Origin of the sequence: Lysinibacillus zambalensis (assembly GCF_040183165.1) — a bacterium.
Lineage (GTDB): Bacteria > Bacillota > Bacilli > Bacillales_A > Planococcaceae > Lysinibacillus > Lysinibacillus zambalensis.
This window is the reverse complement of sequence record NZ_JBEGDG010000039.1, coordinates 1-12,569: the sequence shown is the minus strand read 5'-3', so window position 1 is coordinate 12,569 and position 12,569 is coordinate 1. Positions and strand designations below refer to the sequence as shown.

13 protein-coding genes, 1 tRNA gene and 1 other RNA gene are annotated in these 12,569 nt (G+C 37.2%); 11 read left to right on the top strand and 4 right to left on the bottom strand.

Annotated elements, in window-relative coordinates:
• Positions 1-37 precede the first annotated feature (37 nt).
• The 5 genes from ABNX05_RS25280 (at position 38) to ABNX05_RS25260 (ending at position 3,911) form a co-directional block, all read left to right on the top strand.
• On the top strand, positions 38-676 hold the full coding sequence (locus ABNX05_RS25280) for a deoxynucleoside kinase (RefSeq protein ID WP_349662215.1): 639 nt from the start codon (positions 38-40) through the stop codon (positions 674-676).
• Complete coding sequence (locus ABNX05_RS25275) at positions 673-1,341, top strand: deoxynucleoside kinase (RefSeq protein ID WP_349662214.1); 669 nt, start codon at positions 673-675, stop codon at positions 1,339-1,341. The genes ABNX05_RS25280 and ABNX05_RS25275 overlap by 4 nt, the downstream gene beginning before the upstream one ends.
• Positions 1,342-1,600: 259 nt before the next feature.
• A complete protein-coding gene (locus ABNX05_RS25270; protein ID WP_349662213.1) occupies positions 1,601-2,128 on the top strand; it encodes an LOG family protein in 528 nt (175 codons plus the stop codon).
• Between the two features lie 106 nt (positions 2,129-2,234).
• Positions 2,235-3,143 carry a methyl-accepting chemotaxis protein gene (locus ABNX05_RS26570; RefSeq protein WP_349662212.1) on the top strand — a complete coding sequence of 303 codons (909 nt, stop codon included), beginning with the start codon at positions 2,235-2,237 and terminating at the stop codon, positions 3,141-3,143.
• A 147-nt stretch (positions 3,144-3,290) separates the two neighbouring features.
• Positions 3,291-3,911 (top strand): RraA family protein, encoded by a 621-nt coding sequence (locus ABNX05_RS25260; RefSeq protein WP_349662211.1) that lies wholly within the window; start codon positions 3,291-3,293, stop codon positions 3,909-3,911.
• 47 nt (positions 3,912-3,958) lie between these two features.
• On the opposite strand, the gene ABNX05_RS25255 is transcribed toward ABNX05_RS25260, so the two are convergent.
• From ABNX05_RS25255 to ABNX05_RS25240, 4 genes are all read right to left on the bottom strand, one after another.
• Positions 3,959-5,233: a cation:dicarboxylate symporter family transporter gene (locus tag ABNX05_RS25255; RefSeq protein ID WP_079564075.1), complete on the bottom strand. Its 1,275-nt coding sequence runs from the start codon at positions 5,231-5,233 to the stop codon at positions 3,959-3,961.
• A 90-nt stretch (positions 5,234-5,323) separates the two neighbouring features.
• Entirely contained in the window at positions 5,324-6,202 is an 879-nt protein-coding gene (locus tag ABNX05_RS25250) for a response regulator (RefSeq protein ID WP_349662210.1), read from the bottom strand.
• Complete coding sequence (locus ABNX05_RS25245; protein ID WP_349662209.1) at positions 6,203-7,465, bottom strand: ATP-binding protein; 1,263 nt, start codon at positions 7,463-7,465, stop codon at positions 6,203-6,205. It lies immediately after the preceding gene.
• A 430-nt stretch (positions 7,466-7,895) separates the two neighbouring features.
• Positions 7,896-7,988, bottom strand: a tRNA-Ser gene (locus ABNX05_RS25240).
• A 344-nt stretch (positions 7,989-8,332) separates the two neighbouring features.
• Between ABNX05_RS25240 and ffs the strand changes: the two genes are divergently transcribed.
• From ffs to ABNX05_RS25210, 6 genes are all read left to right on the top strand, one after another.
• Positions 8,333-8,600, top strand: an RNA gene (gene ffs, locus ABNX05_RS25235) — signal recognition particle sRNA large type.
• Between the two features lie 315 nt (positions 8,601-8,915).
• Complete coding sequence (gene dnaX, locus ABNX05_RS25230) at positions 8,916-10,703, top strand: DNA polymerase III subunit gamma/tau (RefSeq protein ID WP_349662208.1); 1,788 nt, start codon at positions 8,916-8,918, stop codon at positions 10,701-10,703.
• A gap of 21 nt (positions 10,704-10,724) precedes the next feature.
• A complete protein-coding gene (locus tag ABNX05_RS25225; RefSeq protein WP_053593603.1) occupies positions 10,725-11,039 on the top strand; it encodes a YbaB/EbfC family nucleoid-associated protein in 315 nt (104 codons plus the stop codon).
• An 11-nt stretch (positions 11,040-11,050) separates the two neighbouring features.
• Positions 11,051-11,647: a recombination mediator RecR gene (gene recR, locus ABNX05_RS25220; protein ID WP_349662207.1), complete on the top strand. Its 597-nt coding sequence runs from the start codon at positions 11,051-11,053 to the stop codon at positions 11,645-11,647.
• A gap of 13 nt (positions 11,648-11,660) precedes the next feature.
• The gene (locus ABNX05_RS25215) at positions 11,661-11,876 is read left to right on the top strand and encodes a YaaL family protein (protein ID WP_349662206.1); all 216 of its coding nucleotides are present in this window, start codon (positions 11,661-11,663) and stop codon (positions 11,874-11,876) included.
• Between the two features lie 192 nt (positions 11,877-12,068).
• Complete coding sequence (locus ABNX05_RS25210; protein ID WP_349662205.1) at positions 12,069-12,341, top strand: pro-sigmaK processing inhibitor BofA family protein; 273 nt, start codon at positions 12,069-12,071, stop codon at positions 12,339-12,341.
• Positions 12,342-12,569 lie beyond the last annotated feature (228 nt).

Below are 12,569 nucleotides of genomic sequence, written 5' to 3'. Positions count from 1 at the left end.
ATGATAGAATCCATAGAACATAAAGGAGGAGCTTCTGGTGACGGTTCCATTTGTTACGGTAGAAGGTCCGATTGGTGTTGGTAAAACCTCTTTATCGAAAGAGATTGCGGCGGCATTTAATTACCATCTATTAAAAGAAATAGTAGACGAAAACCCTTTTCTAAATAAGTTTTATGAAAACATTGAGGAATGGAGCTTCCAAACGGAAATGTTCTTCCTATGTAATCGCTATAAACAATTATCGGATATAAAAAGTTTCCGTTTAACGCATGATAAACCTGTTGTAGCGGACTACCACATTTTTAAAAATTTAATATTTGCAAAGCGTACATTGGCATCAACTGAGTATGATAAATACGAGAAAATTTATAAAATATTAACGAAAGATATGCCTGTACCTAATGTAGTTGTTTATTTACATGCCAGTGTTGATACGTTGATGAAACGTATTGCGATGCGTGGTCGTGAATTTGAAAAAATGATTTCGCGAGATTACATGGAGCAACTGGTGGCAGATTATCATTCTTTTATCGAGCATTTTGAGAAAATGCATCCTGAAATTCCTATTATTCGATTTAATGGTGATCAGCTTGATTTCGTAAAAAATCCAAATGATTTGACACATGTTTTACAAACAATAAAGGACACGTTACAACAAAGGAGTTTGCAACAATGAATTTGAGAGAGAAATATGATATTCCACCACAAACGGTCATTACAATCGCCGGTACGGTTGGTGTAGGGAAATCAACGATGACAAAAGCGTTGGCAGAGGCGCTAAATTTTCGTACCTCTTTTGAAAAGGTGGATACGAATCCATATTTAGATAAATTTTATGAGGACTTTGAAAAATGGAGCTTCCATTTACAAGTGTATTTTTTAGCTGAGCGTTTTAAGGAGCAGAAGCGAATCTTTGAATATGGCGGCGGGTTTATTCAAGATCGCTCAATCTACGAAGATACAGGGATTTTTGCGAAGATGCACTATGACAAAGGTACAATGAGCCCAACAGATTATGAGACGTATACAAATTTATTTGATGCGATGGTGATGACACCATACTTCCCTCATCCAGATTTACTTGTTTATCTAGAGGGGCCGATTGACGATGTAATTGGTCGTATCCAAGAGCGTGGACGTTCAATGGAGCAACAAACACCGCATGATTACTGGATTGAAATGCATGATCGCTATGAGAACTGGATTAATAATTTTAATTCATGCCCGGTTCTACGTTTAGATATTAATGATTATGATTTATTAAAAAATCCTGAAGCAATTGAATCAATTGTGAGCCGTATCAGTCATATGTTAAAACAAACAAGTCATTTACGTAAATAAAAGGTTTTGCTAAAGCTTATATTTCTACAATAGGAAGATAAAATTTTTTTCGGCAGGCACAAACAAGTTATTTACGTAAATAAGAAATAAACTATGCTTAAAAATGTAACATATAGTAAGGGAAGCTTTGCGTTCTGGCCGAAAGCGATTCGCCGGGCAGAAACAGCAATTGAAGAAAATAAATGATCAAAAGACGTGAGACAATATGTAGCTATTGTGTCACGTCTTTTGGTTAGGAGGGATTGTTATAAGAATAGCAGTGTATTGTGGTTCAGGCTTAGGCATAAATCCAATTTATGCAGAGAGGGCAGCCGAATTAGGGACTGTATTAGCTCAAAATGGTCATGGTGTTGTTTATGGTGGTTCGAAAACAGGACTGATGGGAAAAATAGCAGATGCAGTATTAGAAGCTGGCGGAGAGGTTATAGGCGTGATGCCAACTCATTTGCAGAAGCGGGAAATAGCACATGCCTCGTTAACAGAAATTCATTTTGTAGAGTCTATGCATGTACGTAAAGCCAAAATGGTAGAGTTAGCAGATGCTTTTATAGCTTTACCAGGTGGTGGTGGAACAATGGATGAATATTTTGAGGTATTTACGTGGGCACAAATAGGATTACATGAAAAGCCTGTAATCCTATATAATGTAAATAGCTTTTATGATGCGATTTTACAACACTTTCAGAAAATGCTTGAGGAAGGTTTTATACGAACAGAACAACAGCCACTTATTCGTGTAGCTACTACAGCGGAGGAAGTATTAAGTTTATTAAAAAAACATGGGTAATATATACCCATGTTTTTTCTGCAATAAATAATCTGTATAAATATTTTTGTTAGGCTCATTACTATAAAAATTTTAGTTCGCTAATACAATGAAAGAGGTGTAGGTTATGCAGGCAATAGATACAAAAGTTACCGATGATCAAGTAGTGTTGGCAATTGAACGAAATATAGCCATTATCCGTTTTGATATGGACCATAAAGTTGCTTATGTAAATGAACTTTTTGCTAAAACATTAGGCTATAAAGTTGAAGAAATGATAGGAAAAGATCATAAGGATTTTTGTTTACCGGAATTTGCAAATAGTAAAGAATACGGGAAGTTTTGGCGAAACTTAGTTGCTGGTAATAGCTATCAGGATAAAATCGAAAGAATGGATGCAAGAGGTAATAGAATTTGGCTTGAGGCTACTTATATGCCTGTCTTTGCTAATAATTCAAGAAGGGTGATTGGCGTATCGAAAATTGCAACAAATATTACTGAACGTCAAAATGAAATTGTTAGTGTAGCTGATACATTAAAGGTCATGTCTAAAGAGCTTCATGGCCGTTCGGAGGCTGGTATTCAAAATAACGAGGATTTACTGGAAACAGTGAAAGAGGTTTCACAAGAGTCTGCCGATAATGTGAGAAATCTTTCGCAGCTACAGAAGCAAGCTGAATCTATTAAAGGGATTGTAAAAACCATTCAAGAAATTGCTTCTCAGACAAACTTACTTGCACTAAATGCAGCTATTGAAGCAGCAAGAGCTGGTGAGTATGGCCGAGGCTTTGATGTTGTAGCAAAAGAGGTTAGAAAACTTTCTGTAAGGGTGGAGCAATCTATTTCAGAAGTAAAAGATAATGTTGAGGGCATTGAGCGAGAGATAGGACAAGTCACTGAGAGTATCACGCGTATAGCCGAAAAAGTTGAAAAAACAAATGGTCAAATTAATGTAACAACGAATGATTTTGCTGAAATCGCTACTGCTGCAGAGGCGTTGGATGAACAATCTAGGCATTTTACCAAAATAATTTAACTTCTTTCTACAAATGTCTTTTATACCATAAGTACCTCCCCTCAATCGTTTTATTTACATAATTTTCTGATGAATATTGAAATAGTGTATGAGTTTTATTTACAATAATTGTGTAAGCTTTCATAAATCATAATAGGGGTGTTATTGATGACAAAGGTGGAAGTAAGTTTTAAGCATTTGCCAACGACTGCAGTTTCAGATGCGACAGGGGGACATACGAATTTACGTAGTGCTATTAAACCGTTAGCAGATCATTATAAAATTGCTGGCCGTGCGGTAACAGTGCGTTTACCAGATGGCGAAAATGGTGCAGTATTAGAAGCAATCCGAGCTGCTAAAGAGGGAGATATATTAGTAATCGATGCGAAAGGGAATACCAATCGTGCAGTTGCCGGTGATTTTGTTCTTTCGTTGGCGAAGGGTATTGGTGTACAGGGCCTTGTCGTTGATGGTGTTATTCGTGATATCGTAGCAATTCGCGAGCTGGACTTTCCTGTGTTTTCAATCGGCACAACGGTAGCAGCTGGCTATAAAAATGGTGGTGGGGAAGTAAATGTTCCTATTGCTATTGGGGGCGTTTCTGTTCGTCCTGGTGATTATATTATTGGGGATGTGGACGGTGTCGTTGTCGTGCCACAGGAAGATGCAGAGCGTATTATTGCAGCTGCTGAGGTAAAGATTGAAAAAGATGAAATACGCGCACAAGAGGCGCATACAAATGGAAAAGAATCTATTATTGCTTATTTAGATAAAGTTCTAACAAAATAAAAAAAACCTCACGATGCCATCCGTACATCGTGAGGTTTTTTTGATCTTTATGCTAAATTTTCATTTTCTTTAAAGTAATTTTTCATTTTGTCTGTATCGAAACGGCCTTCCCATTTCGCCATAACTAATGACGCAAGTGAGTTACCAATTACGTTAACGACTGTACGTCCCATATCAAGAATACGGTCGATACCTGCGATGAATGCTAAACCTTCAACTGGAATGCCGACAGTACCTAGAGTTGCTAGAAGTACAACGAAGGATACCCCTGGAACACCTGCAATCCCTTTAGATGTAACCATTAATACAAGCATTAACGTAATTTGCTCACCAATGCTTAGGTTAATACCGTACATTTGAGCGATAAATAATGCAGCAATAGCTTGGTACAATGTGGAACCATCTAAGTTAAAGGAGTAACCGGTTGGAATAACAAAGGATACGATATCCTTTGGAGCACCTAGTTTCTCCATTTTCATCATAACTCGTGGTAACACAGCCTCAGAACTTGCCGTTGAGAACGCTAAAATTAGCTCATCTTTTAGTACCTTAATTAAGAAGAAAATATTGATACCCGTGAATTTTGCCACAAGACCAAGAACGACAAAGATAAAGAATAGCATTGTTGCATAAACAAGTATAGCAAGTTTGCCAAGTGGTATTAGTGAAGCGAATCCATATTTGGAAACGGTTACACCAATTAAACCAAATACCCCAAGTGGAGCGAATTTCATTACGAGGTTCGTTACCCAGAACATAGCATCTGCTACCCCTTGGAAGAAGTCTAATACTGGTTTACCTCGATCGCCAACGGCAGCTACCCCTAAACCAAAAATAACTGAGAAGAAGATGATAGCAAGCATATCGCCTTCACCCATTGACTGAATGATATTTGTTGGTACAATGCCTACAATAATATCAAATGGTCCTTCATGCTGTACTTCTTCTGTAGTAGCAACGTATTTCGAAATATCTCCTTGAGAAAGTTCGTTCATGTTTAGACCTGCGCCTGGTTGGAACAAGTTTGCAGATAGTAAACCAACTACAATTGCTACTGTTGTAATAACTTCAAAGTAAATAAGTGATTTACCACCTAATCGTCCGAGCTGTTTCATATCTCCAGTTCCGGCAACACCAACGATTAATGTTGAAATAATAATCGGTACAACAATCATTTTAATTAGATGAAGGAAAATATCACCTAAAGGTTGTAAATATGTTTCAATTTTGGGGTTTCCGTAAAAGATACCGCCAACAATAATCCCTAAAATCAAACCAACTAAAATTTGAGTGGCTAAACTGATTCTAAATTTCTTCTTCAAAACTTTAGTACCCCCTAATATTAAGTTTTTAGGACTTGCCTTATTTTAATAATACGGAGGACTTATGGAATCCGACAAAATCCGAGAAAATTAATTTACTTTTGTTAAAATGTCTGAATATAACACCTGAATAAACTTCTTAATATTAACTTTTGCTTTACGATTTTCGTGATCTTCTATCTGAGTCATAAGCTGACGAATTTCTTTAAAGTCAAAGTATCGAGGTGCATAATATTCAAATTCCGAGTTCGTATAATCTACGACACCTAAATTGGCGAGATTTATCATCGCTGCTAATATAGTACGGCGCACACGCTGTTCAATGGCTTTACTTTCCTTCAAAATTTCATCTGGTGTAGCCTTTGTGACAGCTGCAATTTCCTCATAAAGCTCCTTTAATGGAGGTAGTGGTGCAATTTTGTGCTGATGAGCAAGCAATGTTTCGATGATAGCTATAATATCTTCGCTTCCGATTTCACCAACGATACCCATATCATTTAAGATAGATTGAATATGATCACGTGACGTTGCTTTATGATTTATTTGTTCACTTAGATCAATATTTGTAAGTGATTGGCGAATTATAAGCAATGAGTTTTTTAGACGAAATTGTTCAGTTGTTTTACGTAAAACATTTTCAACCTCAATACGGTTTATTGGCTTATGAATAAAGAAATCAATACCTTGCTCATAGGCCTCACCTACCATCTCCTTATTCACTACCTGAGAAATCATAACAAATTGTCCCTCAAAACGATTTTGAATAAGTTGCTCGACTGTTGCTATTCCATCAAGCTTAGGCATAAGCAAATCAATCAGTACAAACTCTGGCTGTGTCATTAAAATTTGTGGAATAGCGTCCTCACCATTGCGTGCTTCACCAATTACTGTACCTAAACCACTATCTTCAATAATTTGTTTTAACATGACCCGACTTGCTCGATCATCATCTACAATAAAATACCTCATTTAAGTCTCTCCTGTTTGAATAGTTTGCGTAGGAATTTTAATTTTAAACATCGTGTTTTGATTGTTTGAATCAACGGATATTGAACCATTTAATTTATTTACTAATTCAACAACGTGTGAAAGCCCAATACCTGTTGCTGCGACACCGTCTACATTGTATTTTGTAGTGTATCCAGGTTCAAAAATAATAGAGAGATTACTGTGTGGAATTCCCTTCCCATTATCACATACTGTGATTACAGTATCATCCTGTTGCTGCTGAATGGCAATAGAAATGATACCTTGATTCTCGATTGCTTCAATAGCATTGGCTGTTAAATTATTCAAAAGCGCAAGCAAAGCAATATGTTCTTTCGTTTGAAAATCGATATCAATATTTAGTATAAACTCAATTTCTTTCTTTAAAAATTCTGCGTATTTACTGTTGCCATCTTCGATAAAATGTAATAATTCTGATAATCTGAGTGAGTCAAAGCTCTTGTCACCAACAATTTTAGAAATACCTGCATAAATGCGTTGTGAATCCTTCTTTACTTCATGAATTTCCTGGGCAATATGGAGTGCCTGTAAACTTTCCGCACGATAGCCTAGTGATTTTAATTGTCGATATAAATCAAATCCACTAGCTGTAATTGCTTCTATATGGTTCATAGATTTTTTTAAATAAAGTGTCTCAACATATAAATCTGAGCCGATTGTAAGCATTTCCTGAACCCGTTTTTTTTGCTCAGCAATTAAAATGGAACTATAAATACCAACAACAAAAAAGCTACGTAATAAAGCAACTGCTAAAAGTATAAGTAAATCAGGGAGGAGTAAAAAAGTATAAGAATTTATAATAAAGTGAAATAGTTGTTCCACTAAATTACTGAATACTTCACTAAACGCAACTAGTAATCCAAGCAATAGTGGTTTTTCTCTATATTGATGAATACTTAGAATTTGTAGGCATACTGCGAACGATATATAAAATGTAGCAGCGGGTAAATGTATTAGTAAACTATCGACTAATGGAACATCATGTAAAGAGTAATTAATGATAACTCGGAAAATGGTTGTTACGATGCTTGTAGTAAATCCAGCCAAAATGATTGGTGTAGGTCTAAGTAAAGTGCATAAAAAGAAAATGATGCTTCCTAATCCGAAACGAAAAGTTGTATTCGAGAAAGGCATTATTTTAATCTCACTACCGACAGCAGTTAACAGTGCAATTGTGAAAATCCAAGTGAGGGAAGCACGATATATGTAAAATTTCGAATGCATAAAAAATCCTCCCAATATTAACAGAGCAGTATAGCAAAGAAAAGAAATGCTAAAGAACTCGTTTGCGTGTTAGAAATAAAAGTAATTGTACCACTACTTTTGACGTTGTGTTTGCCAGAATGCGACTTTGAGATGAAAGGGGTATAGATATTTAACTTCTTTCAGAGGGTGTCCAAACATCCGCTGAGATAGAGGAACTTGTTCTAAGAACGCCACGTCCTGTGACATTTCCGAAATGACCGACATCTTGTCGGACCTAAGTACAAAGCCGATTGTGGACGCAATTATGCTGAGGCATAATGAATCGGTTATAAAATCGTAATTTACAATAAAAAATACCACACCCTAAGCGGAAGTGGCATCTAATAAGTATTACATATAATTTTTAGGCAAAAAAAAACGGCTACATTCGTAGTCGGAATTTTAAAACTGGAGGAGGTAGAGGGATTCGAACCCCCGCGCGGTGTTACCCGCCTGTCGGTTTTCAAGACCGATCCCTTCAGCCAGACTTGGGTATACCTCCATGTTGTTCTGTTGCGTTGTCTCATCGACAAAAATAAATTTATCATATTTTAAAATTCTCGTCAACAGTTTTTTTGATTTTTTTTAACTTATTTCAGCGGGTGTCCAAACACCCGCTGAAATAGAGGAACTTAGTCTAAGAACGCCACGTCCTGTGGCATTACCGAAATGACCGACATCGTGTCGGCCCTCACGAGACCTAAGCACAAAGCCGATTCTGGACGCAATTATGCCGAGGCATAATTGATTAATAATTTCTTTTTTACAGTACTGATAGAATATTCCACACAAATATTATGCGTATTAAGTTGCAATTTATGAAAACAGTCAGTATACTAGTTATTGCCGTGCTAGGTGGGAAGGTAGCGGTGTCCTGTAACTCGCAATCCGCTCTAGCGAGACTGAATTCCTTTTTCGAGGCTGTCCGTATTGTTTGGTCTGCCTTTTGCACGTAGTGTTGACGATTGGGTCCTGCGCAATGGATACCCATGAACCATGTCAGGTCCGGAAGGAAGCAGCATTAAGTGGTCTTATTCATGTGCCGCGGGGTTGCCTAATCTGAGCTAACGACAAGAGTAACGCTTATGTGCGGCTGTCGAAGAAAGGTGCACGGCATTAAATTGCCAATTCAAACGCATCCGTCCAAAAGGCGGATGCGTTTTTTTATTATTTTTACAAGTTGTTTTTACTATTCATTAGATTCTTTAGACGGAGGGGCAGTTGCCAGAACGTTTAAAGAAGCTACAAATTGTACAAGGCGACGGGTAGGATGGGTACATAAGAAATGCATCAGCCTCCCTTATAAGTAGATCTGGTGAAAAAACAATCGTCCTGAATTTTTAGAAAAACGATGACACTATTTTATAAATAATGAAGCAAATGCTATAATAGAACTATTCTATATAATGAAGAAGAGGAGAGGAAACCATTGACGTATCAAGCATTTTATCGTGTGTATCGACCACAATCATTTAGAGAAATGTCTGGTCAAGCACATGTCAAAAGAACGCTACAAAATGCTCTCCTAGCAAATAAAACAACGCATGCTTATTTATTTTCTGGCCCACGTGGTACCGGGAAAACGAGCACAGCTAAAATTTTTGCAAAGGCTTTAAATTGTGAGCAGGCACCATCAAATGAGCCTTGTAACGAATGTGCTACTTGTTTGAGTATTACAGATGGTTCTCATCCAGATGTTATTGAATTTGATGCTGCGTCTAATTCACGCGTTGAAGAAATACGTGACATCATTGAGAAAGTTCGATTTGCTCCTGCTAGTAGCAGATATAAAGTGTATATCATTGATGAAGTGCATATGCTTTCTACCAGTGCTTTCAATGCACTTTTAAAGACATTAGAAGAACCACCTTCTCATGCTGTATTTATTTTAGCGACGACAGAGCCCCATAAATTGCCTGCAACGATCATTTCACGTTGTCAGCGCTTTGATTTTAAGCGTCTTTCAACCAATGATATTATTGAGCGCATGAAAGTTGTATTAGAGGATATTGAGTTACCATTTGAGGAACAAGGTTTAAAGGTAATCGCACAATCAGCAGCTGGTGGTATGCGTGATGCTTTAAGCTTATTAGATCAGGTTGTATCTTTCAGCGGGGAAATGTTGAAGCTAGAGGACACATTGCTTGTAACAGGTTCTATTAGTCAGGAAGTTTTCTATGAATTAGCAGAAGCTCTAAAAGTAAAAGATGTTGCACAAATGCTTGCGTTATTAGAGCAGCTTATTGCGGATGGGAAAGATCCACTTCGTCTTTCAGAGGACCTGATTACATTTTTCCGTGACTTATTATTACTGCAAACGAGTGAGGATTTGGCTGAATTATTAGAGCTAGTATCACCAGAGGAGCGAGTATTTACATTAGCGCATGATTTTGCACCCGATCTGCTATATGGCTACATTGATATTTTGGCGAAAACACAGCAAGAAATGCGGTTCTCCCACCATACAAAGATTTACTTGGAAACAGCGTTACTTAAAATGGTGCAATTTTCGGGAGGGGCAGTTGGTCAAACTACTACTTCAGGTGAGGTAGCTATGAGTCCTGAGCTCGCTCAAAAAATTGTGGCACTTGAGCAGATGGTGCAACAACTATCAGCCCAATTGCAAGCAGGTGCTTCTGTGCAGGCGACGCAAACGCCAAAAGAGCAACGTCCACGAGCAAAAAATCCAAATGGCTATAAAGCACCGACGGGTCGTATTCAAGAGGTGCTAAAGGATGCTACAAAGCAAGATGTGCAACGTATCAAATCAGTTTGGGCGCAGGCATTAAACCAAATGCAAAAATCTCAATCTGCTCTTTTAGCAGAGGCTGAACCTGTTGCGGCATCTTCAAGTGCTTTTGTGTTAAAATTCAAGTATGATATTCATTGTCAAATGGTTGCTGATAATCAAGCCCTAAAAGCTCAATTTACACAATTAATTGCAGGGCAAACAGGTACTATGTATGAGATGCTTTGTACACCTGATGATGCTTGGTTAAAATTACGTGAAGAGTTTATTCGTGATCATGGCTTACAGCAGCAGAAAAAGTCTCAGGATGAGAATGATCCTGAAGTAGAGTTATTAGAGCCGCCACCTGCAGAAATGCCGGATGGGCCATTTATCGACGATGCTCAACCACTTGCGTCACAAGATCCACTTGTGACGGAAGCAGAAAAGCTGTTTGGTAAAGATTTTATTGAAATTGTTGAAGACTAATCATTTAGGAGGAATATGTTTATGCGTGGAATGGGAAATATGCAAGGTATGATGAAAAAAATGCAAAAGATGCAAAAAGAAATGATGGAGGCTCAAGAGGCTTTAAATGCAGAGCAATTTGAAGGCGCAGCTGGTGGCGGTATGGTAAAAGTAAGTGTAACTGGTCAACGTGAAATCGTAGAAGTAAATCTTGATCCATCAGTTGTAGATCCAGATGATATCGAAATGCTACAAGATTTAATCGTTGTTGCTGCAAATGAAGCGCTGAAAAAAGTAGATGAAAAAACGAATGCAACAATGGGGAAATTCACTCAGGGCATGAACCTTCCGTTCTAGGAGGTAAATAAATGTACTATCCAGAACCAATATCGAAACTGATTGATAGTTTTATGAAATTGCCAGGTATCGGGCCGAAAACCGCGGCCCGTCTGGCGTTTTTTGTATTAACAATGAAAGAGGATGACGTTTTATCCTTTTCAAAGTCATTAATTGATGCTAAACGAAATTTAAGCTACTGCTCCGTATGTGGCAACATAACTGATGTAGATCCATGCCATATTTGTACCGACAAACAACGAAATCATTCTATTATTTGTGTTGTTCAAGATACAAAAGATGTGATTGCAATGGAGAAAATGCGTGATTTCAATGGTATGTATCACGTATTACAGGGAGCTATTTCACCTATGGATGGTGTTGGTCCAGAGGATATTAATGTCGCTTCCCTGCTAGTTCGTTTGCAAGATGAGACTGTTCAGGAACTTATTTTAGCCACGAATTCGACTATTGAAGGCGAGGCAACAGCTATGTATATTTCTCGTCTAGTGAAGCCATCTGGTATTCGAACAACAAGAATCGCTCATGGTCTACCAGTAGGTGGGGATTTAGAATATGCAGATGAAGTAACGTTATCGAAGGCAATGGAAGGTCGCCGAGAATTGTGAGTGAGGGATTAATATGTTCTTCCGCAGTAAGGGAAAATTAAAAAAAGAATTCGATGACAAGCTTGTGAGTCTTATAAAAGAAACAAAAGAGGATTTACAGCAAGCGAAGATAATTGAAGAACTAATAGATGATTATGATTTAGAAGCAATTGTTCAACGAAAAGTAGCGGAGAGTATACATTTTTATTTATTCAAGGAAGCTAGAATTCGGAGAGTATTAATTAAATAATAGTTTTTTAAAATTTCAGCGGGTGTCCAAACATCCGCTGAAATGCGTTAATGGTAACGGAATCGGAAATCAGTAAATGTTTTCTGTAGCGAAAGCAAAGAGACAGCTATAATTTTTCGAGTCATAATTGATATTCATAGAAGCAAAATAGGAAACATAAACTTTCATAATTATATTTAAGGGGGAAACCATATGTCGTGGTTAGTAATTATGAGTGTTGGTGTGCCTATAGTGCTTCTTTTTCTTTATATAATAATAAGACATGCCAAGATGGGTAAAATATTAGAAGGAATGTCTGTGTTTTGGTTTAGATTTGCTTTTGCCTTTCTACTATTATTTATTATTCACTTAGGTATAGGATATGCTGGCTATGAAGTGCCAATTAATCTATTCTCAGTGTTCACTATTGCAATATTAGGTATTCCGGGTGTACTAGGAATAACTGCGTTAATCTTTTTTTTATAAAACACTTGCAAATAAAAAATATTGTGGTATAGTAATAAGAGTCGTTAAGATAACGGTTGTTAAACAAATGAATTTTAAATTAAATAATTTAGTTGTTGACATTGAGTTCGAGACGTGATATTATATAAGAGTTGCTGTTGAAGAAATGGTGACGAAATGAACCTTGAAAACTGAACAAGCAAAACGTAATCAATAAAGTTTTTAGTAACTAACCTTGAGTTGGTGAAC